Annotated in this window: 22 protein-coding genes; 14 read left to right on the top strand and 8 right to left on the bottom strand. The window is 42.7% G+C overall.

Annotation, left to right across the window (positions count from 1 at the left end; translation table 11 throughout):
• Positions 1-209 precede the first annotated feature (209 nt).
• The 3 genes from moaCB to KXQ82_RS06275 are packed head-to-tail and all read right to left on the bottom strand — an operon-like array spanning position 210 to position 3,096.
• Positions 210-1,160 (bottom strand): bifunctional molybdenum cofactor biosynthesis protein MoaC/MoaB, encoded by a 951-nt coding sequence (moaCB, locus tag KXQ82_RS06285; protein WP_219487302.1) that lies wholly within the window; start codon positions 1,158-1,160, stop codon positions 210-212.
• Between the two features lie 2 nt (positions 1,161-1,162).
• Complete coding sequence (locus KXQ82_RS06280; protein ID WP_219487301.1) at positions 1,163-1,984, bottom strand: MOSC domain-containing protein; 822 nt, start codon at positions 1,982-1,984, stop codon at positions 1,163-1,165.
• 53 nt (positions 1,985-2,037) lie between these two features.
• Positions 2,038-3,096 (bottom strand): ThiF family adenylyltransferase, encoded by a 1,059-nt coding sequence (locus KXQ82_RS06275; protein WP_219487300.1) that lies wholly within the window; start codon positions 3,094-3,096, stop codon positions 2,038-2,040.
• A 76-nt stretch (positions 3,097-3,172) separates the two neighbouring features.
• Between KXQ82_RS06275 and cobA the strand changes: the two genes are divergently transcribed.
• From cobA to KXQ82_RS06260, 3 genes are all read left to right on the top strand, one after another.
• Positions 3,173-3,925, top strand: a complete 753-nt coding sequence (gene cobA / locus KXQ82_RS06270; RefSeq protein ID WP_255563480.1) for a uroporphyrinogen-III C-methyltransferase — start codon at positions 3,173-3,175, stop codon at positions 3,923-3,925.
• Between the two features lie 2 nt (positions 3,926-3,927).
• Positions 3,928-4,527 carry a GNAT family N-acetyltransferase gene (locus KXQ82_RS06265; protein ID WP_219487299.1) on the top strand — a complete coding sequence of 200 codons (600 nt, stop codon included), beginning with the start codon at positions 3,928-3,930 and terminating at the stop codon, positions 4,525-4,527.
• Positions 4,528-4,622: 95 nt separating this feature from the next.
• Positions 4,623-5,651: an aldo/keto reductase gene (locus tag KXQ82_RS06260; RefSeq protein ID WP_219487298.1), complete on the top strand. Its 1,029-nt coding sequence runs from the start codon at positions 4,623-4,625 to the stop codon at positions 5,649-5,651.
• Between the two features lie 50 nt (positions 5,652-5,701).
• On the opposite strand, the gene KXQ82_RS06255 is transcribed toward KXQ82_RS06260, so the two are convergent.
• Positions 5,702-6,715: a threonine aldolase family protein gene (locus tag KXQ82_RS06255; RefSeq protein WP_219487297.1), complete on the bottom strand. Its 1,014-nt coding sequence runs from the start codon at positions 6,713-6,715 to the stop codon at positions 5,702-5,704.
• Positions 6,716-6,783: 68 nt separating this feature from the next.
• On the opposite strand from KXQ82_RS06255, the gene KXQ82_RS06250 reads away from it, so the two are divergent.
• The 3 genes from KXQ82_RS06250 (at position 6,784) to queG (ending at position 8,989) form a co-directional block, all read left to right on the top strand.
• The gene (locus KXQ82_RS06250) at positions 6,784-7,230 is read left to right on the top strand and encodes a cupin domain-containing protein (protein ID WP_219487296.1); all 447 of its coding nucleotides are present in this window, start codon (positions 6,784-6,786) and stop codon (positions 7,228-7,230) included.
• A 44-nt stretch (positions 7,231-7,274) separates the two neighbouring features.
• A complete protein-coding gene (locus KXQ82_RS06245; RefSeq protein WP_219487295.1) occupies positions 7,275-7,958 on the top strand; it encodes a hypothetical protein in 684 nt (227 codons plus the stop codon).
• A gap of 101 nt (positions 7,959-8,059) precedes the next feature.
• Positions 8,060-8,989 (top strand): tRNA epoxyqueuosine(34) reductase QueG, encoded by a 930-nt coding sequence (gene queG, locus KXQ82_RS06240; RefSeq protein ID WP_219487294.1) that lies wholly within the window; start codon positions 8,060-8,062, stop codon positions 8,987-8,989.
• Between the two features lie 123 nt (positions 8,990-9,112).
• Here queG and KXQ82_RS06235 read toward each other — a convergent pair whose 3' ends face one another.
• Positions 9,113-10,153, bottom strand: coding sequence for an exonuclease domain-containing protein (locus KXQ82_RS06235; protein ID WP_219487293.1), 1,041 nt, complete (start codon positions 10,151-10,153; stop codon positions 9,113-9,115).
• Positions 10,154-10,295: 142 nt separating this feature from the next.
• Between KXQ82_RS06235 and KXQ82_RS06230 the strand changes: the two genes are divergently transcribed.
• The 3 genes from KXQ82_RS06230 to KXQ82_RS06220 all read left to right on the top strand — a co-directional run bounded on the left by KXQ82_RS06230 (position 10,296) and on the right by KXQ82_RS06220 (position 16,200).
• Entirely contained in the window at positions 10,296-12,257 is a 1,962-nt protein-coding gene (locus tag KXQ82_RS06230) for a DUF3858 domain-containing protein (RefSeq protein WP_219487292.1), read from the top strand.
• A 68-nt stretch (positions 12,258-12,325) separates the two neighbouring features.
• Positions 12,326-14,293: a DUF3858 domain-containing protein gene (locus KXQ82_RS06225; protein WP_219487291.1), complete on the top strand. Its 1,968-nt coding sequence runs from the start codon at positions 12,326-12,328 to the stop codon at positions 14,291-14,293.
• The gene (locus KXQ82_RS06220) at positions 14,290-16,200 is read left to right on the top strand and encodes a DUF3857 domain-containing protein (RefSeq protein WP_219487290.1); all 1,911 of its coding nucleotides are present in this window, start codon (positions 14,290-14,292) and stop codon (positions 16,198-16,200) included. The genes KXQ82_RS06225 and KXQ82_RS06220 overlap by 4 nt, the downstream gene beginning before the upstream one ends.
• A gap of 14 nt (positions 16,201-16,214) precedes the next feature.
• Here the strand turns inward: KXQ82_RS06220 and KXQ82_RS06215 are convergent, their stop codons facing one another.
• Positions 16,215-16,376: a hypothetical protein gene (locus KXQ82_RS06215; protein WP_219487289.1), complete on the bottom strand. Its 162-nt coding sequence runs from the start codon at positions 16,374-16,376 to the stop codon at positions 16,215-16,217.
• 44 nt (positions 16,377-16,420) lie between these two features.
• Positions 16,421-16,996: a C40 family peptidase gene (locus KXQ82_RS06210; RefSeq protein WP_255563477.1), complete on the bottom strand. Its 576-nt coding sequence runs from the start codon at positions 16,994-16,996 to the stop codon at positions 16,421-16,423.
• A 206-nt stretch (positions 16,997-17,202) separates the two neighbouring features.
• On the opposite strand from KXQ82_RS06210, the gene rpmH reads away from it, so the two are divergent.
• The 5 genes from rpmH to KXQ82_RS06185 all read left to right on the top strand — a co-directional run bounded on the left by rpmH (position 17,203) and on the right by KXQ82_RS06185 (position 19,317).
• Positions 17,203-17,361: a 50S ribosomal protein L34 gene (rpmH, locus tag KXQ82_RS06205; protein WP_008511763.1), complete on the top strand. Its 159-nt coding sequence runs from the start codon at positions 17,203-17,205 to the stop codon at positions 17,359-17,361.
• 75 nt (positions 17,362-17,436) lie between these two features.
• Entirely contained in the window at positions 17,437-17,817 is a 381-nt protein-coding gene (rnpA, locus tag KXQ82_RS06200; RefSeq protein ID WP_219487288.1) for a ribonuclease P protein component, read from the top strand.
• A complete protein-coding gene (gene yidD, locus KXQ82_RS06195; RefSeq protein WP_219487287.1) occupies positions 17,814-18,056 on the top strand; it encodes a membrane protein insertion efficiency factor YidD in 243 nt (80 codons plus the stop codon). The genes rnpA and yidD overlap by 4 nt, the downstream gene beginning before the upstream one ends.
• 6 nt (positions 18,057-18,062) lie before the next feature.
• Positions 18,063-18,758 carry a tRNA (adenosine(37)-N6)-threonylcarbamoyltransferase complex dimerization subunit type 1 TsaB gene (tsaB, locus tag KXQ82_RS06190; RefSeq protein ID WP_219487286.1) on the top strand — a complete coding sequence of 232 codons (696 nt, stop codon included), beginning with the start codon at positions 18,063-18,065 and terminating at the stop codon, positions 18,756-18,758.
• Positions 18,759-18,768: 10 nt separating this feature from the next.
• Positions 18,769-19,317, top strand: a complete 549-nt coding sequence (locus KXQ82_RS06185; protein WP_219487285.1) for a DUF4337 domain-containing protein — start codon at positions 18,769-18,771, stop codon at positions 19,315-19,317.
• Positions 19,318-19,446: 129 nt separating this feature from the next.
• On the opposite strand, the gene KXQ82_RS06180 is transcribed toward KXQ82_RS06185, so the two are convergent.
• Complete coding sequence (locus KXQ82_RS06180; RefSeq protein ID WP_219487284.1) at positions 19,447-19,833, bottom strand: DMT family transporter; 387 nt, start codon at positions 19,831-19,833, stop codon at positions 19,447-19,449.
• Positions 19,834-19,842: the final 9 nt, after the last annotated feature.

The following is a 19,842-nucleotide window of genomic DNA, read 5'->3' as shown; positions in this document are numbered from 1 at the left end:
CTTTGCATTCCGTCATACATGTCGCCGACCTATCAATCGAGGATTGCTTCGTACCTCGCAATGACGTATTGTTGAATATTTCTAAATCCGAAATATCAATTTGTTACCCTTCTCAGTGATGGCCACGCTATCGCTCGCCATGACATATTTATAAATTGGCGGACAAGAAAGGTAAATCCGAAATCGAAAATCCGAAATCCGAAATCAAATCAATGCCCTCCGCCCAGCATCATCGCCCTTGCATGGAAAACGGCCGGCAATATCGCTTCTAACGATTCCCTTGCGCCATTGCTGCTTCCCGGCAAGGTAACGATCATGGTATTGTTTATTGTTCCGGCTATACCCCTGCTCATCATGGCTACAGGTGTGCGTTGCTGCCCGTAAACCCGCATGGCCTCGCTAATGCCGTCGGCTTTGCGTTCCAATATTTGCTCAATGGCTTCCACGGTATTATCACGCGGACCAAAGCCAGTGCCCCCCGTAGTGAATATAAACTGAACATCCGCTTCAACCCAGGCACGTACCTGCATTTGTATCTGCGTAATATCATCGGGCAATACTTCATAATGCACAACATCGCCGTTTACGGCTTTCAGCATTTCGGTAATGATCTTTCCGCTTTTATCCTCGCGTGTGCCTGCAGCTGTTGAATCAGAGCAAACCAACACCGCGCATATTGGTGGCACTTCAAAAAAGCGTTCCCTGTCGCTTTTGCCTCCGCGCTTTTGCAGCAGTTTAATTCCGCTTATCTCCAGTTGCTTGTCAACGGGTTTCAGCATGTCGTATATCTCCAAAGCCGCAACGGATACCGCCGTTAGTATCTCCATTTCAATACCTGTACGACCTATTGATTTTGCTTCACCCGTAATTACAATTCCACTTTTGATAAACGCCGTATCATCAAAATAGTCAGCGTGTTGTGCCTTATCTAAAAACTCAAATGTAATATCCATGCCATCAATTTGTACGGGGTGGCAATGGGGCAGCAACTGGGGCGTTAGCTTTGCGCCGATAAAGCCTGCCGCACGTGCCACGTCAAACAAATTACCTTTGGGCAGTTCGTTGTTTTTGATCATATCAATGGTCGCCGCCGAGCAGTAAATAACACCGATAGCTTTGGCAGTACGCAGGGTAATTTGTTTATGGGTAATATCGCGCATGGCTAATGTATAAGGGCTTCTTTTAGTGCTACAATGGTTATTTTATCGCCAACACTAATACTGCCTTCGCCTGTATGCAACAGGTTTTGGCCAAAGTATATTTTGTTGTTCAGCGCACGGTAACGGGCTAAGGTGCGGGTTGGCTCTTTGCTTTGGTGGGTTGTATCCTGATCAATGGTGATCACGTTACAACGCGCGCAAAGTTTTACACCATAAAAATCAATATCGCCAATTTTAATGTGCGCCATGGTATCTTCGTCATGCGGCTGGCCGCCGCTAAATATTATATTAGCTCTGAAGCGGTTAACCGGCACCGCCGTATCCAATTGTTCATTCAGGTGCCCGAGCGTTGCCTCGCCTAATAACAGGAATGGGTAAGCATCAGACAGTGATGTGATGTTGGTAGCTGAAGGTTCTTGTCGCCCAGTTTCCCTCATGGTTTCATCAGGCATATACACCAAACGGCATATGGTGCCAAGCATATCGCTAAACCACACATCGGCCTCATGGCTTACGTATCTACCCCTAACGGTATCATCCCAAACGGTAAACTCGCCCGCCTCGTCAATTTGAGGTATAAAGGGAATAACAATGCCTTCCTCGGGATAATTTATATGGCGTACGGCAATGCCTTCGGTGGTGATGGCGGTTCTGAGCAAGGCCATCTGGCTAAACTCGCGCTGCGACAAAAAACGGTTGTTGCTATCTACCAGCATCCAGCGGCGGTCGTGCTCAAGGCCACGGTCGGTTACTCTGGCCGATCTCAGCCCGATCCCCCCTAAGGATTTGATAGGATACACAAACAACTCGCTTACCTGCAACATGCGCTAAAGGTACAAGCTATTTGGGTGTTATCATAAAGGGATGTGAAAATTGATCAGGGAACAAGTTTTTGATAGGCTACTATACCACCCTGCAAACTCACCGCATTAATAAACCCTTTTTTTCGCAAATACTGCACCGCAGCAGCACTGCGGCTACCCTGCTCACAATAAACCACAATTTTACCTGTTTGGGATAAGTCCAATAATTTAAAACTATTTATCGCTGCCAGGGGCAGGTGTAAACCGCCAATGTTGTATTCCTCACGCTCCCAATCCTCACGCACATCCAGCAATTGATATGTATCCTCATCCAAGTTCAAAAACTCTTCAATGCTCATATCAGCAGGCTGTTCTTTCTGCTCAAACCTTGCCATGCTTACTTCGCGGCTCTCCGGCTTTGCGCGATAAGAGATGGTTCGCGTCCCGGGGGCAATTGCATCGTAGGTCAGTAATTTATTGGAAAGTACATCGTCGTTTCCCGTCACTATTTTTACCACTTCATTGGCCATCATCACCCCGATGATCTGGGTTACCACATTATAAGCGCCCACCTCAGCACATGATGGCACATAGGTTTCGGCATCAGGTTCGGGGAACAGGCAGCGTAAAGTAGCTGAGTTATGATAGTTAAAAACTGTTACATGTCCCTCGGTCTGGTATATCGCACCGTATACCAAAGGCTTACCTAAATACACACAAGCATCGTTAACAAGGTAGCGGGTGGCAAAGTTATCGGTACCATCAACTACCATATCATATTGACTAATGATATCTAACACATTACTTTCGTTAATCATCATATCAATTTGATTAACATTTATATATGTATTGTATTGTACAATTTTATCATGGGCAATTTTGGCTTTTAACTGCCCAACATCGCCCATGGTGTACAAGGTTTGCCGGTGCAGGTTACTTACCGATACCGTATCAAAATCGGCAATGCCAATGTTACCGATCCCTGCTGTTGCAAGTGTTAACAGGCAGGGGCAGCCCAGGCCACCGGCACCTATTACCAATACTTTTGCAGCGCTAAGTTTGGCCTGGCCTTGCTGGCCTATCAGTTGCAGCTTGCTATGGCTTTGGTAATATTTATCCTGTTCGGTATTCATCGCAGATACAAACCTATATAAAACACAGCATTTTATAGGATTAGTGTGAATTAAGTTTTTGGATTGTCCATTTTTTATGAACTTTATCACAATTATGGATACGACTACCATTATCCCCCAGCTATATGTCATCGGCGCCGGTCCGGGCGACCCTGAACTGATCACTGTAAAAGGACAAAGAATTTTACAACAGGCCAAAGTTATCCTGTACGATAACCTGGCGAATAAGGAATTGTTAGACCTCGCAGCTGACGATTGCGAAAAACTATACGTAGGCAAACGCCCTTACGGCGATTATACATCGCAGGAACGCATACTGGAACTCATTAAAGAAAAGGCCTTCGAAAAAGGTTTGGTAGTACGCCTTAAAGGTGGCGACCCGTTCATATTTGGCCGTGGCTACGAAGAGATGCTCTTTGCCCGCGAGCATGGTATTCAAAGCTTTTACATACCGGGCATTACCAGCATGCAGGCCAGCGGCTTTGAGGATATACCGCTTACACACCGTGCTGTAAGCGAGAGTGTTTGGATGGTTACCGGAACCAAAAAAGATGGCCGACTCTCTGCCGACCTCAAACTTGCCATGCAAAGCAATGCCACCGTTGTGATCTACATGGGTATGAAAAAACTGGACGAAATAGTACAAACCTACACCGAAGCGGGCAATGCAGATATGCCTGCCGCTATCATTCAGCACGCATCGCTGCCGCAGCAAAAATCTGTTCGTGGTATGGTGAAGGATCTGCCCGCATTGGTTGAACAGCACCACCTCACCCACCCTGCCATCATCATTATTGGTAAAGTTGCAGATGTGAACTTAAAATACTGACCATGCCTTTAACGTTCAATAAAAACAAGGAATACATTTTAGAAGACGAACGTGTACTGCTCCGCCCTTTACAGGAAAGCGATATTGACAACCTGCTCCCCTTCGCCAAAAATGAGCCTGATCTGTGGCAGTTTTCACTCCGCAGCGCCGCAACCAAAGCAGGCATGGAAAAGTACATCAATGACGCGCTCATCGCTAAAGCTGCCGGAACAGAATACCCTTTCATTGTGTTTGACAAGCAAACCAACCAATACGCAGGCTGCACCCGTTTTTATGATATCCAGATCGCCAACTCAATGCTACAATTGGGTTATACATGGTATGGCAAAGCCTTTTGGGGTACGGGTCTCAACAAACATTGCAAGTATTTACTGCTACAGTTTGCTTTTGAGCAATTAGCAGCCGAACGTGTAGAGTTTCGTGCAGACAATAACAATACACGCAGCAAAGCAGCCATGCAAAGCATAGGCTGTAAAGTGGAAGGCGTTTTGCGCAGCCATGCCGTTACCGCTACAGGTGCCCGCCGCGATTCTATCATACTCAGCATCCTGAAAAATGAATGGGAAAGCGATGTAAAACAGAACCTCGAAAGCAAATTATAGGCCTGTATTGTCATATCCTTACCATTTCTTCAAAACTTAACATTAGGGTAAACAAAAGCCGGTAATTTAGGGTTCCCCTAAACAAAATCAATTTTATGAAATACAATTTTTTTGGCTCCACAGGTGTTGTGGTTTCCGAACTGTGCTTTGGCACCATGACCTTTGGTGGCAGTGGTGGCGGCATTTGGGCCAACATAGGCAAAACACAGCAAGATGAAGTTAACCAACTGATGAGAACCGTTGTGGACTCTGGCATCAACTTTATCGATACTGCCAATGTTTATTCTTTCGGCGAATCGGAAAGGCTGCTTGGCCAGTCCATTATAGACCTTGGCTTGAACCGCCATGATTTAGTAATTGCCAGCAAAGTGCGCGGCCGTATGGGCGAAGGCAAAAACAATGTAGGCCTGTCGCGATACCATATCTTCCAATCGGTTGATGAGAGCCTGCAACGCCTGCAAATGGACCACCTGGATATTTTGTATGTACACGGTGTTGACCCTAAAACCCCGGTTGAAGAAACCATGCGCGCCTTAAACGACATTGTGCTCACCGGCAAAGTACGCTACATAGCCGTTTGTAACTGGCCCGCCTGGATGGTAATGAAAGCGCAGGGCATTGCCGCAAAACACAACTGGAACAAATTTGAAGGCCTGCAATATTACTATTCCCTTGCGGGACGCGATGTAGAGCGCGAAATACTGCCCATGGCTGCCGATCAAAACCTGGCCGTAATGCCCTGGAGCCCGTTGGCAGGTGGTTTCCTTTCGGGAAAGTTTACACGCAACGCCGAAAAATCGGGCAATAACCGCCGTGATATTTTTGATTTCCCCCCGGTTAATAAAGATAAGGCTTATGATATTATTGATGTGATACTGCAAATAGGCAAAGCGCATAACGTATCTGCAGCACAAATTGCATTGGCATGGATACGCCACCAAAGTACAGTGACCAGTACCATCATAGGCGCTAAAAACGCAGATCAGCTGGCCGATAACATTAAATCGACCCAAGTAACGCTTAGCGCTGATGAATTGAAACAAATTGATGAAGTAAGCGCCCTGCCAAAAGAGTACCCCGGCTGGATGGTTGAAAGGCAATCGGCGGATAGAGAGATAAAGTAATTAGTCGGGAGTTTAAAGTCAGGAGTCAAAATAAAAAAAGACTCTTGACTTTAGGCTAAAGACTTAAGATTCTCTACAACATACTCCACCATCTCCGGGCTAATATCCAAATGCAACACAAAACGAATGCGGTTGGCACCCGTAGGTACTGCGCGGATGCCTTTATCTTCTAATTTCTTAGCCACAGTAGCTGCAGGCTCAACAGTATCAAATAAAACAATATTGGTTTCGGCAGGCAATACGCCGCTCACCCAGGGCAATTTTGCCAACTCAGCAGCCAATAAAGCTGCATGGGCATGATCAATTTTTAAACGCGCTACATGATGATCTAACGCGTAAATACAGGCCGCGGCTAAAAAACCGGCCTGGCGCATGCCCCCACCTAATACTTTGCGTATCCGGCGGGCATATTTAATAGCAGCCTTATCAGCCAGCAATACAGAGCCCACAGGCGCTCCTAAACCTTTGGACAGGCAAACTGATATCCCATCAAAATACTTGCCGTAATCGGCCGCTTTATCGCCTGTATGGGCCAACGCGTTAAATATACGTGCGCCATCCAAATGCAACTTTAAACCCTTGCTTCTGCAAAGCTCTGCTATCGGGGCAATGTCATTTAAGGTGTAGCAGCTGCCACCGCCTTTATTCACCGTATTTTCCAACACCACCAAACTGGTATGCGGGAAATGGATATTCTCCTCGTTAATTTCCGGAGCTATCATATCAGCGGTCAGTATGCCACGCTCGCCATGCAATAAACGTGTTGATACACCTGAGTTAAAAGCAATGCCCCCACCCTCGTAACGGTACACGTGCGCAGTTTGGTCGGCTATCAGTTCATCCAAAGGTTGGGTAAAGCATTTTATGGCTATCTGGTTACTCATCGTACCCGAAGGGCAAAACATCCCTGCTTCCATGCCAAACATCGCGGCAAGCTTATTTTCTAATTCGTTAACAGTAGGGTCTTCTCCAAACACATCATCGCCAACTTTGGCGCTCATCATGGCTTGCAGCATGCCGGGCGTTGGTTTGGTAACAGTGTCACTTCGCAGGTCAACAATCATGGTATTGTGTAATAATTTTTATCTTTAAATCGTAAAGTTAATATAGCCTAAACCAAATCAAACAATTTATGCCTGCTGTAAAAGAAATAATACGTATTGGCCAGTTAGAACTCCGTTTCCTGCTGGATGGCGATGATACCCGCAACCGATTGGTAATGTTCGAGATGATCATCCCGGCAGGAGCCAAAGTACCTGTACCACATTACCATATTGATGTTGACGAAGCGGTTTACGGACTGGAAGGCACCTTATCATCCATCGTTAATGGCGAGCATATCAGCATTGGCCCCGGCGATCATTGCTTTATCCCCCGAGGCGTAGTGCATTACCACGATAACCTGAGCGATAAGGAAGCTAAAACATTATGCGTACTTACGCCGGCATCAATAGGTCCGGCCTATTTCCGCGAGATACGCGACGCTATTAAACCCGGCGTGCCACCCGACCCAAAAGTATTGGGCGAAATAATGAACCGGCATGGTTTAATACCAGCCGTTAGTAAACCAGCACAATAAATCGCCGTTTTTTTTGTTCTATTTGCATCTATTCAATACAGATCATGAAGTTTCTATTTTTATCCGCATTTATACTCTTTTTCGCATGCAGCAGCAATGCACAGGGCTTAACCAGCAAGTTTCAGCAAGGTTATTATTATGATATTAACGGCCAAAAGGTTGAAGGCCTTATCCGTACCGGTACAGGCAAAAAACTGGTAGAGAACGAGGGTTACATTACTTTTAAAGAAGATGACAAAGCCAACAAACAAAACCTGAGCGCCAGCATGATACATGGTTTTGTTATTGGGAGGGATAGTTTTATTGTGGCCCGCGCACCACGTGTTGGTACCTGGAGCAAAAACGAATTGGATTTTATGCAGGTGATGGTTAACTCCCCGCTCAAATTATACGCCATTAATGCTTCTGGCGGTGGTGGTGGCGGTGGTGGCATACAGCCAAGCTTTGGCCTGGGTATGGGTGGAGGCTCAGTTGGCGGCATTGGTACCGGCATTGGCCTGTCATTAGGCAGCGGTATGTTTGGTGGCGGTAACCGTGCTGTATACTATTTTGGCTCGGATACCGGCAGTATGACAGAAATGAAAAAGCAAAACTTTGTTGATGTGATAAGCGAAGTAATGGCCGATGAGCCCGAAATTGTAGAGAAGGTAAAAGCAAAAAAGTATTCTTTCGGCGATATGGAAAAGCTGATTAAAGCTTATAACGAAAAACACGAAACGAAAAACTGATTTTTTGAATGTGCAGATGTGCGTATTTGCAGATGTGCAAATGATTGAGTTATTGTAATTCATACATTTGCACATATTCACATTTGCACATAAGCACATTAATGTTAAATACCGCTAAATACTCGCAACAGATAAAAGCCTGGGCTAAAGAGCTCGGCTTTCAGTCATGCGGTATTGCCCGGGCAGGTTTTTTAGAGAGTGAAGCTCCACGTTTAGAGAACTGGCTAAAAAATGGACACCATGGCGAAATGAGCTACATGGAAAACTATTTTGATAAACGCCTGGACCCACGTCTGCTGGTTGATGGCGCCAGATCGGTGATCAGCCTTAGCCTTAACTATTATACCGGAGAGCAGCAATTGGATGCCTCTGCCCCCAAAATATCAAAATACGCTTACGGTAATGATTATCACCATGTTATTAAAGATAAGCTTAAACAACTGCAGCAACTCATTACCGATAATATTGGCGAAGTAAACGGACGCGCCTTTGTTGACTCGGCACCGGTATTGGATAAAGCCTGGGCCAAAAAAGCCGGCTTGGGTTGGATAGGCAAAAACAGCAACCTCATCAGCAAAAGCACAGGCTCTTTTTTCTTTTTAGCTGAATTGATAGTTGACCTTGAGTTAGAATATGATATTGCCCCCACAGCCGACCATTGCGGCACATGCACCAAATGTATTGATGCCTGCCCTACCCAAGCTATTGTAGGCCCTTACGTTGTTGATGGCAGCAAATGTATATCCTACCTTACCATCGAGCTAAAAAATGAAATACCGGCATCATTTAAAGATAAAATGGACGACTGGATGTTTGGCTGTGATATTTGCCAGGATGTTTGCCCCTGGAACCGATTTTCGGTTACACATACTGAGCCTGCTTTTAATCCACACCCCGACCTCCTCGGCATGACCAAACAAGACTGGCATGAAATTACCGAAGATGTATTTAAAAAGGTATTTAAAGGCTCAGCCGTAAAACGGGCAAAGTTTGAAGGGTTGAAGAGGAATATACATTACCCCAAAATATAGAAAACGCGTCATTGCGAGGGACGAAGCAACCCTAAACTATTCATTCACACCACGCATGTAGCCGACATACCTATCGAAGATTGCTTCGTACCTCGCAATGACGCGATGTTAAATCAGATCTCCTTACTTACCAAACTTCTGTTTTAAAGCGGCCAGCATATCCTCATCAATGGGTTTAGCAGGCTCGGCCTTTTTCAATTCGGGGCGTGGTACAAAAGGTTTCCTTTCGGGATTATTTGTTTTTGGATTGTATGCCGGTTTTTGTGCTTGTGGTAATTGTGGTGTAACAGGTTTAGCTGCTGTTTGTACAGGGGCTTCAGCCTTCGCAGCCTGCTTTTGCTCAGGTTTAGGCTGTTCTTTTTTCTGCGTAAAGCGTTTATATATCTGCTCCAGCTTACGCTTGGTATATAACGGAAAATCACCCTGCATCATCCAGGCATAATAGCTTGGCTCTGCCTTAAATACATCTTCTACCCGTTTGCCTTTGTGTTTGCCAAAATTAAAGCATTCTTCGCCGGCATCGTTAAACACCATACGGCCTGCAAAATCAACAGGCTTGGTTAGGTTGGTAAATTTATGCAGTTCATCAACATTACCCGTTACCGGGATGCTCTTAACGCCTTTCTTATCTTCAAACTCGGCGTTGGCGTAGCGCTCCACCTGTGCAAGCAATACTTCCATGGTGGCACGGGTATCAGCTTCGGCGCTGTGCGCGTTAACAATATCCTTACCGCAATAAAACTGGTAAGCGGCCTTTAGCGTGCGTTGCTCCATCTGGTGGAATATGTTTTGCACATCAACAAAATAACGCTCATCAAGCTCAAAACCATGCCCCACACGTAAAAACTCCTCCATCAGCATGGGGATGTCAAAACGGTTGGAGTTGTATCCCGCAAGGTCGCTATCGGCAATAAATACAGCTACATCATCGGCCACAGCCTTAAAAACAGGTGCATGTAAAACATCTTCATCATATATGCCGTGTACCAGCGATGACTCTAACGGGATAGGCATTTCGGGGTTAACCTTCCAGGTTTTAACAGCTTCGCTGCCATCAGGGTTCATTTTTATTACCGATATTTCAACAATACGGTCAACGCCAATATTAGTTCCGGTAGTTTCCAGATCAAAAAAAGCAAGGGGGCGTTTAAGGTTTAATTTCATTTATAACAGTACAAAGTATTCGGGTACTAAAATCAGCAAATAATTTTATAATCACTAAAAAAGTATTGGCAACCGGTACATTAATTATAACCTTAACAATAAAAAAATATCTATTTTAACCACAAATTGCAACTATACCAGTATGATAAGGGCTTTTATATTATTTTTATTGATATCCGTTTCATTACCAGCACTATCGCAAGATTTTGAATTTGGCAAACCCGGCGCCGATGAGTTTGAAATGAAAAAATATTTAAAAGACACCAATGCCCACGCCCTGGTTTTAAAAGAATTTGGTAAAGCACGCATTACATCAGATGATGGCGTACCACTTATTTTTAACTACCATGCACGCATAAAAATTTTCGACAGTAAGGGTTTTACACAAGGAAATGTAACCATACCTTTATACATTGGCGATAAAAACAGTTTCGAAAAAGTTAGCCATATTAAAGCCGAAGTATTTTATAAAGATGAAAAAGGCACCATACAAAAAAGTGAATTAGACCCCGAAAAAATTTACCGCGAGCAAATAAACGGGCATCATGCTGTAGCAAAATTTGCATTACCAAACCTGCGCCCGGGCTGCATCATTGAATATAGCTACCAAACCGAGTCTCCTTTCCATCAAACTTTTCACACCTGGGAATTTCAATCGGATATTCCAAAAGTATCATCGGAGTACGTTGCTGTTATTCCGGCCATTTACATATATAATATCGCCCTACGGGGGTATCTCAGGCTCGAAAAGAAAACCTCTGTTATTAAACCGGATTGCTTTAATTATGGTCTGACGGCCGATTGTACTGAAATAACTTATGGAATGAGCAATATACCGGCTTTTGTTGCAGAGGATTACATGACCGCACCATCCAACTTTATATCGGCTTTGTATTTTGATATGGTTTCGTACACCAACCGCGACAACTTTAAAATTAAGCTGACAAAAGAATGGAAAGACGTGGATTATACCCTTAAGCACGATGATGATTTTGGCAAGCAGATAGACCGGGGCGATTTTATAAAAGACAAACTACCACGCCAGTTATTAAGCAATACCGATTCGCTTGAAAAAGCACACATGGCTTATGCTTATATACAAAAATGGTATAAATGGGATAATTCAAGGGGTATCTTTTGTATAAATGGAATACGGAAAGCGTATGACGGTCACCTTGGCAGTGTTGCCGATATCAACCTTTCGTTAGTAGCACTCTTAAGATCATTAAAAATACCGGTTGAACCTGTTATACTTTCAACGCGTAACAATGGCCATATCAATAAGCTTTACCCCGTTATAAATGATTTTGATTACATAATTGCTAAAGTTGTTCTTGCCAATAAAACCTACCTGCTCGATGCCACCGACCCGATGCTGCCCTTTGGGATGTTACCCTTAAAATGTATTAACGACCAGGGGCGGGTAATGTGTACAGATAAGCCATCCTACTGGATGGATATTACCCAACCCGAAAAACGAAGTACCGCAGCCATCCTTAACCTTAACTTACAGGCCGATGGTAAAATAAAAGGGACAATAACAAGGTACTCATTGGGTTATGCCGCTTATGAGAAACGCAAAGCCATAAAAAAGTTTAATACCACCGAAGAGTATGTTGAAGACGTGGCCGCAAAACTAAATAAGGTAAAAGTATTAAAGTGGGAAGTAGCCGGAGCCGATAGTTTAGATATACCTGTTTCTGAAATGTATGAAGTTGAGATAGATGTACGCAAAAATCAAAATAACGATAACATCATTATCGACCCTGTGATGCTTGATAAACTAACCATAAACCCCTTTACTTTGGATGAACGCAATTACCCTGTTGATATTGGTTCGGCATTAAAATCAACCCTTTCGGTAGTGTTTACCTATCCGGGCGGATACAACGTTATTGCGCAACCCGTACCGTTGGGTATCACTATCCCCAATAATGGTGGCAGCTTTGTTACTACCATAAGTGTGGAGCCGGGCATATTAAAATACAGCCAGGTTGAACAGCTTAACAAAGCCATATACCTGCCCTCAGAATATCCCTACCTAAAGGAATTTTACAATAAAATAATCCAAAATCAAAAAGCGACTGTGGTGTTCAAAAAATAACCGGTAGCAGCTGCAATTGTCTGCTAATAACTAACTATTTTAACACCCTGATAATACCACTCCCAAACATGAAGAAAATTTTTACTTTACTTTTTACCATATCAGTTTCATTTACAGCCTTATGCCAGGATTTCGACTTTGGTAAAATAGATGCTGCCGATATGAACCTGAAAAAATACGATAAAGATACCAGTGCGCATGCCGTTGTGTTAAGGGAGTTTGGCAAATCATTTATAAGTGATGCCAGTCAAATGCCATTGATACATGAATATCACGTACGCATAAAGATATTTGATAGCAAAGGCTTTAACCAGGGCGATGTAGCCATTTACTTATACACCGGCGATAACAACACCTTCGAAACGGTTAGAGATATAAAAGGTATAACTTTTTATACCGATGAGAACGGCCTTGTACGCAAAACAGAATTGGAATCGTCAAAAATATTCCACGAGAAAAGAGATAAGCACCGCGAAATAGTAAAATTTGCAATGCCTAACTTAAGAGATGGCTGTATTATTGAATATACATACACTACCGAATCGCCATATCATTTTAATTTCCATCCATGGATATTTCAATCGGAAATACCTAAAATGTACTCGGAGTATGAAGCACACATACCAGCCATTTACGAGTTCAATACCGTATTACGTGGCTATTTAAAGCTTTCTAAAAACACTGCCGATTTGGAGCAGGGCTGTTTTAGCTATTATGGCATCAAGGCTGATTGTTCGAAGATAATGTACGCCATAAAAGATATTCCGGCCTTTATTGAAGAAGATTACATGACTGCGGCATCCAATTATATATCGGCTATTTATTATGAGCTATCAGCCATGACCAATCAGTATGGAAAAAAAGAACCGAAAACACAAGAATGGAAAGATGTTGATTATAACCTTAAGCACAACGAGTCTTTTGGCGACCAGATGAAACGCACCGGCATATTAAAAGACCATTTACCTCCAAACCTGCTGGCCATTACCGATACACTGCAAAAAGCCAAAGCCATTTATACCTACCTGCAAAAATGGTTCAAGTTTAATAACGACTATACTAAATATAGCAATGACGGTATAAAAAAAGCCATCGAAACACATACAGGTAGCGTAGGCGATATTAATTTAACACTTATATCTGCTTTAAATACTGCAGGCATAAATGCCGATGCGGTGATCTTATCGACACGAAAAAATGGCATTATCAATAAATTATATCCGGTTATAAGCGAGTTCAATTATGTAGTAGCCCGGATAGAAATTAACAACCACCCCTATTTATTGGATGCTACTGACCCAATGCTTCCATTTGGCTTATTGCCGCTGCATTGTATTAACGATCAGGGCCGGGTAATGAGCTTAACCAAACCATCATACTGGATAGATATGGTACAGCCACAAAAGCGCAATACCACAACAAATATCAATCTTGCTTTGCAGGCTAACGGTAAGATAAAAGGTACGATAACTAATTTTTCAATAGGCTATGCTGCATACGAGAAGCGTAAAGCCATAAAAAAATTTAACTCGATGGATGAGTATGCTGAAAGTGTTGCCGAAAAGTTAAGCAAAGCAAAAATCACAAAATGGGATATTTCGGGTGTTGACACGCTCGACCAGCCTATTGTTGAAAAATACGACATAGAGTTTAGCATTGCCACGGCCAATCAGGATATCATCAACTTTAATCCGTCTTTTTATGATAAAGAAACGCAGAATCCTTTTAAATTGGACAAACGCACTTACCCTGTTGATCTTGGTTCTGCCATTAGCCAATCTACTACCCTCACACTATCGTTTCCCGAAAACTATACCATTGCAGAGCAGCCTGCACCGGTTGCTATGGGCCTGCCAAATAATGGCGGCAAATTTTTAACCAGCATTAGCGCAGAAGGCAATTTGATTACATACGCTCAGATAGAGCAACTAAGCAAAGCCATTTATTTCCCCGAAGAATATCCGTACCTGAGGGAGCTTTTTAATAAGATCATCCAACATCAAAAAGCCAACATTGTATTTAAAAAGAAACCATGAGATATTGTTCCCTGTTAATTTTATTGTTCATTGGTTCATCGGTTTACAGTCAACAGAACTATGATGTAAGTTTGATCCCAAAAGAGCTGCTATCACGTGCGGAAGCCATTATTCGTGAAAACGAGAATATAATAGAAGTTAAAAGCCTTGATGCCGTAACCAGGCATGTTAAATATGCAGTAACAGTACTCAACAAAAATGGCGACAGTGAAGCTTCCTTATACTTGTACTATAATAAATCTGGCGGCATAAAATCAGTTAAGGGAACAGTGTATGATGAGTTTGGAAAACCGATTAAAAAAATAGCCGAGCGCGATTTTGATGATCATAGCTCGGCAGATGGCTTCTCTCTTTTTTTGGATGCCCGCTTTAAGTATTTTAAACCTGCAATTACAACTTACCCCTATACTGTTGAGTATGATTACGAAATGTACGCCAAACAAACACTCTTTTTACCAGATTGGGATCCAAATGGGCGTCAATCAACGGGAGTATCCGTTGAGCATAGCTCATATAAACTCATTTGTAAACCCGATTTTAATATCCGCTACAAAGCGCTTAACAAACCCGGTGATGTTACTATTGGCGCTACGCAAAATGGCTTAAAAACATATGGGTGGGAGATTAAAAATATAAAAGCTTTACGCGATGAACCTTACAGCCCTATTGATGATAAGATATTCCCATCGGTAAAAATAGCTCCCGAAAAGTTTAGTTACGCAGGTGTATCGGGCTCATTTACTAATTGGGATGAGTATGGCAAATTTATTTATGATAAACTGCTAAAAAACCGGAGCGCCCTCCCCGATGAAACCATCAATCATATCAAAACCTTAACAGCAGGCATTAGCGATGCTAAACTAAAAGCTAAAAAAATATACGAGTACATGCAGCAAAAAACACGGTACGTGAGCGTTCAAATTGGCATTGGGGGTTACCAGCCATTTACCGCTACCGAGGTTGACCAGCAAAGCTACGGCGATTGTAAGGCCTTAGTAAACTATACACAAAGCCTGCTGGCCGTGGCAGGTATCGAATCGTACTATGTGTTAAATATGGCAGGCTCAACCAAACAAAGCGCAATACCCGATTTTGCAAGCATGAACCAGTTTAACCACGTTATTTTATGCCTGCCCTTTAAAAATGACACCACCTGGATAGATTGTACCAGCAAAGAAAACCCATTTGGTTATTTAGGTAGCTTTACCGATGACAGACTTGTTGTTGCCTGTACCCCGGGTGGTGGCAAACTTATGCGTACCCCCGCCTTTACGCCAGAAACCAATAAGCAAATACGTACAGCAAACTTTACTATTACGCCAAATGGACAATTAAGCGGCGAAATGATAACAGCATTTAAAGGAACGCAATACGATAACAGAGACGAATTAGTAAATGAAACATTTACCGAGCAGGTAAAAAAAATAAAAAACATTTACCCTATAGAAAACTTTGATGTAAAAGCATTATCAGTAACACAAAGTAAAAACACCGATCCCACTACTACCGAAATAATAACGTTTAACGCCCGCGATTACATGGCCCAAAATGGCGAACGATATTTTTTTACACCTAACATAGCCAGCCGCTACATTAAACCACTTAAAAACATAATGAACCGGGTTACTGATGTTTATATCAACCGGGGATATACTGATATTGACGAGATAAGTTTCAATTTACCCGAAGGCTTCAAAATAAAAAACAGGCTCCCATCAACCAGTTTGACTAAACCCTTTGGTAAATACAGCATAAGTATGCGGGTTGAAAATAACAAGCTCATCTACAAACGCAGCCTGCAAATCATTAACGGTACATTTAGTAAAGATACTTATACAGAATTGGTAGATTTTTACCAGGATATTTACGATGCCGATAACTACGTTGTTACCATCGAAAAAAATTAACCCGCTATACGCCCCTAATCTTTAAAAATACTGAATGCGATAAGGCTAAGCACTATACCTAAAATCATGATGCCATACAGCAGCAGCTCGCTTGTAGCGTGCTTTTTGTATTTGGTCCAAAAAGAGTAGTTTTCTTTTCCGTCGCTCATTTGCGACAAATTTACAGAATTTTCCATTGTTAAAAAGTGTGTGGGTTTAGTTTAAATCAGTAGCTCTAATATTATTGCACCGAAGCCAGTACCGAACCGCATCGGGAAAAATAACGGTAGGTTGACGGGTCGTGCAGTTTTACTATAATAACACCTTTGCGTGTGCTGGCATGCACAACGTAATCATTTTGCAGGTAAACACCTACGTGGCTAAACCGCTTGCCATCGTAATCCCAAAAAACAAGGTCGCCCTCTTGTAATTGGCCCTCATATTTACGTTTTATTACATTTACCTGGTCGCCTGTACTACGCGGAAGCGTAATGCCATAAACCTGTTGCTGTAACTGAAAAACAAAGCCCGAGCAATCGGTGCCATTCTTATTCATACCACCATATTGATAGGGTGTACCATACCAATCGTTAATAAAAGCATACAACCTGCCGTTTTGGATATCGCCTTTTTTAACATTCATCATATCGGCATACTTTTGTGCCAGCGATGATGAGGGTTTGAAATTTGTTGTTGATGAATATTTTAGCGCTGCCTTACGGGAATGGCAGGCCGTTAAAATTACTGCTGCAAAAACGAATAAAACTAAGCGTACGTTATGGCGCATATCATCAATAGGGGTTAGTGTTATCCACAATATTTATTAACAATCTATTTCTTCCGAGCGCGATTATTACATAAAACATTGCAAAATAAGCCCTAATCAATAAATTTTACACCCAATGTTATTAACATAGTGTTAGTAACGCACTGAATAAAAATTTAAATCACCATTTGAAATATGAAAAAACAACGCTATATTTGCGCTCTTGTTTTTAAAACAACGTATATAAGAATATAATCATGAAAAGAACGTTTCAGCCTTCGCAAAGAAAAAGAAGAAACAAACACGGTTTCCGCGAACGTATGTCAACTGCGAATGGCCGCAGAATATTAGCTTCAAGAAGAGCTAAAGGAAGAAAAAGATTGTCAGTATCTGACGAACGTCGTCACAAAGCATAATTTGATTGCTCTTTTCCCTTGCGGGGAACTGATGCCGGCTGGTAATTCTTTATTTTCGGTACAGTAGCGATCAATATGTATACATTTAAAAAAGAAGAACGGTTATGTAATAAAAGGCTTATTGACAGCCTTTTTCATAGCGGTTCTTCTTTTTTATGTTATCCCTTTAAAGTTTCCTGGCTTGCCGCGCCCGATAGCCAAACGGTTACCGCGCAGGTATTATTTGCTGTAGCCAAAAAACGCTACAAGCACGCCGTGGACCGCAACCTCATTAAGCGGCGCATGCGCGAGGCTTATCGCCTGGCTAAGCAGGAACACCTGTACAACCATCTTATCGCTATAAATAAACCCATCATTTTATCCCTTGCTTATATTGGTAAAGAGATTGAAGATTATGCCCTGATGGAAAAAAAGATGCAGAAAACCCTCATCCAGATCTGCAGCCAGATAGCATGACGCTCATCCTGAACATATTGAAAACCATGCTGGGCAGTCTTTTTGTAGTGCTTATTAAGCTGTATCAGTATTTATTATCACCAATACTGGGCGCGCAATGCCGCTACACCCCTACCTGCTCACAATATGGAATAGAAGCCATAAAAAAACATGGCAGCTTTAAAGGCGGATGGTTAACTTTGAAACGTATTGCCCGCTGCAACCCCTGGGGTGGCCACGGGCATGATCCTGTACCCTGAGAACACATGAGTTTAATATTACTGATAGAAACCGCTACCACATCATGCTCCGTTGCTTTGGCAATGGATAATCAAATTATTGCTTTGCGCGAGATAAACCAGCGCAATATACATGCCGAGGTGATTACAGTTTACATACACGAACTTTTTATTGAAAGCGGCAAAAAGATCGAAGAATTAGATGCTATCGCGATAAGTAGCGGGCCGGGCTCCTATACCGGTTTACGCATCGGTGTATCTACAGCCAAAGGTTTGTGTTTTGCTTTAGATAAACCTTTGATAGCGGTAGATACCTTATCGGCCATGGCGCAGGGCTATAAGACCCGTGGGGACATTCAAATAAGTAACGACACCTTGTTGTGCCCTATGATAGATGCCCGGCGTATGGAGGTTTATACAGCTATTTTAGACCAATCGGGAACTGTTATTAAACCAACCGCGGCCGAAATTATTGACGAGAACAGCTTTGCCGGTCAACTGAAAGAAAACAAGGTCATCTTTTTAGGCGATGGTGCCGAAAAATGCCGGACAATACTGGAGTACAACCCTAACGCTCAATTTGACGGAACATTTGTGAACTCGGCGCAGGATATGGCGGTAATTGCGACAAAAAAATTTAACGAGGGTATTTTTGCAGACATTGCTTATTTTGAACCTTATTACCTGAAAGATTTTATAGCAGGCGTTAAGAAAGCTGTATAATTCAACTGATATGGAAGAAATAGAAGACCCTACCGAATCACTCCACGAACATATTCACGAAAGCGCGCATCACGCTGCCGAAGAAGGTAAACATAAATGGATAGTGTATGTGGCTTTAACAACCGCGGTTATAGCGGTACTGTCGGCCATTGCTGGTCTATATGCTTCGCATTATGCCGACGAGTCTATGCTCAGCCAAATACGCGCCAGCGACCAGTGGGCCTACTACCAGGCAAAAGGCATAAAAACGGAGGTGCTGATAAGCCAAAATAAATTACTCGCCGCTATAGGCAAACCCGTAGATGAAGCCAGTACCGAAAAAATAGCCGAGAACAAAAAGCAGCAGGAAGAAACATCCGAAAAGACAAAAGACTTCGAGAAAGAATCGCATGAGTTTGTGGCCAAACACGAAAAGCTGGCCCGCTCGGTTACCTTATTCCAAATAGCTATTGCCATTGGCGCCATATCTATCTTGGTGAAGAAAAGACTGTACTGGTTTATAAGCTTAGGTTTCGCGGGGTTTGCGGCGATATTTGTTTTTTTGGAGTTGCTGGGTTAAATACCCAATTTGCTTCTCAACGCGTCATTGCGAGGTACGAAGCAATCCTAAACCATTTATTCGCGTTTAGCATGTCGCAAACCTATCTATCGAAGGTTGCTTCGTGCCTCGCAATGACGATCTTATGCTTTACGGCATTACCTTCTCCGGTGCGGCAACAAACTTCAATCCCACTATCCCTACCAATATCATCATAATAAAGCCAAATTCGGCAATGGATATTTTTTGTTTAAAGTAGAATATCTCGATACACTTCAACACCACGATGGTCATGGCAGTCCAAACGGAATAGGCAGTAGCGTTGGTTAACGATTTCAGTGAAAGCGAAAAAAAGAAAATATTACCAATACCAAACAGGATATATCCGATCAAAGGTGCCAGCATCGGCAATCCGCCATCCATTTTGTAGAAGTTATCCCACCGTACGGTTTTTACATTGCTAAAATTAAAATATTTAACAGAGTAGGTCCAGAGGGCCTCAAACAACGATGCGATAAATAAGTAAAACCAGCGCAAATTAATGTG

The sequence above is a fragment of the Mucilaginibacter rivuli genome, assembly GCF_019391655.1.
Lineage (GTDB): Bacteria > Bacteroidota > Bacteroidia > Sphingobacteriales > Sphingobacteriaceae > Mucilaginibacter > Mucilaginibacter rivuli.
This window is presented reverse-complemented; position numbering and strand designations above follow the sequence as displayed.

Bases quoted from the DNA above. Each gene is read 5' to 3' on its own strand.
- moaCB (WP_219487302.1), bottom strand. From the start codon at position 1,160: ATGCGCGATATTACCCATAAACAAATTACCCTGCGTACTGCCAAAGCT.
- KXQ82_RS06280 (WP_219487301.1), bottom strand. From the start codon at position 1,984: ATGTTGCAGGTAAGCGAGTTGTTTGTGTATCCTATCAAATCCTTAGGG.
- KXQ82_RS06275 (WP_219487300.1), bottom strand. From the start codon at position 3,096: ATGAATACCGAACAGGATAAATATTACCAAAGCCATAGCAAGCTGCAA.
- cobA (WP_255563480.1), top strand. From the start codon at position 3,173: ATGAACTTTATCACAATTATGGATACGACTACCATTATCCCCCAGCTA.
- KXQ82_RS06265 (WP_219487299.1), top strand. From the start codon at position 3,928: ATGCCTTTAACGTTCAATAAAAACAAGGAATACATTTTAGAAGACGAA.
- KXQ82_RS06260 (WP_219487298.1), top strand. From the start codon at position 4,623: ATGAAATACAATTTTTTTGGCTCCACAGGTGTTGTGGTTTCCGAACTG.
- KXQ82_RS06255 (WP_219487297.1), bottom strand. From the start codon at position 6,715: ATGATTGTTGACCTGCGAAGTGACACTGTTACCAAACCAACGCCCGGC.
- KXQ82_RS06250 (WP_219487296.1), top strand. From the start codon at position 6,784: ATGCCTGCTGTAAAAGAAATAATACGTATTGGCCAGTTAGAACTCCGT.
- KXQ82_RS06245 (WP_219487295.1), top strand. From the start codon at position 7,275: ATGAAGTTTCTATTTTTATCCGCATTTATACTCTTTTTCGCATGCAGC.
- queG (WP_219487294.1), top strand. From the start codon at position 8,060: ATGTTAAATACCGCTAAATACTCGCAACAGATAAAAGCCTGGGCTAAA.
- KXQ82_RS06235 (WP_219487293.1), bottom strand. From the start codon at position 10,153: ATGAAATTAAACCTTAAACGCCCCCTTGCTTTTTTTGATCTGGAAACT.
- KXQ82_RS06230 (WP_219487292.1), top strand. From the start codon at position 10,296: ATGATAAGGGCTTTTATATTATTTTTATTGATATCCGTTTCATTACCA.
- KXQ82_RS06225 (WP_219487291.1), top strand. From the start codon at position 12,326: ATGAAGAAAATTTTTACTTTACTTTTTACCATATCAGTTTCATTTACA.
- KXQ82_RS06220 (WP_219487290.1), top strand. From the start codon at position 14,290: ATGAGATATTGTTCCCTGTTAATTTTATTGTTCATTGGTTCATCGGTT.
- KXQ82_RS06215 (WP_219487289.1), bottom strand. From the start codon at position 16,376: ATGGAAAATTCTGTAAATTTGTCGCAAATGAGCGACGGAAAAGAAAAC.
- rpmH (WP_008511763.1), top strand. From the start codon at position 17,203: ATGAAAAGAACGTTTCAGCCTTCGCAAAGAAAAAGAAGAAACAAACAC.
- rnpA (WP_219487288.1), top strand. From the start codon at position 17,437: ATGTATACATTTAAAAAAGAAGAACGGTTATGTAATAAAAGGCTTATT.
- yidD (WP_219487287.1), top strand. From the start codon at position 17,814: ATGACGCTCATCCTGAACATATTGAAAACCATGCTGGGCAGTCTTTTT.
- tsaB (WP_219487286.1), top strand. From the start codon at position 18,063: ATGAGTTTAATATTACTGATAGAAACCGCTACCACATCATGCTCCGTT.
- KXQ82_RS06185 (WP_219487285.1), top strand. From the start codon at position 18,769: ATGGAAGAAATAGAAGACCCTACCGAATCACTCCACGAACATATTCAC.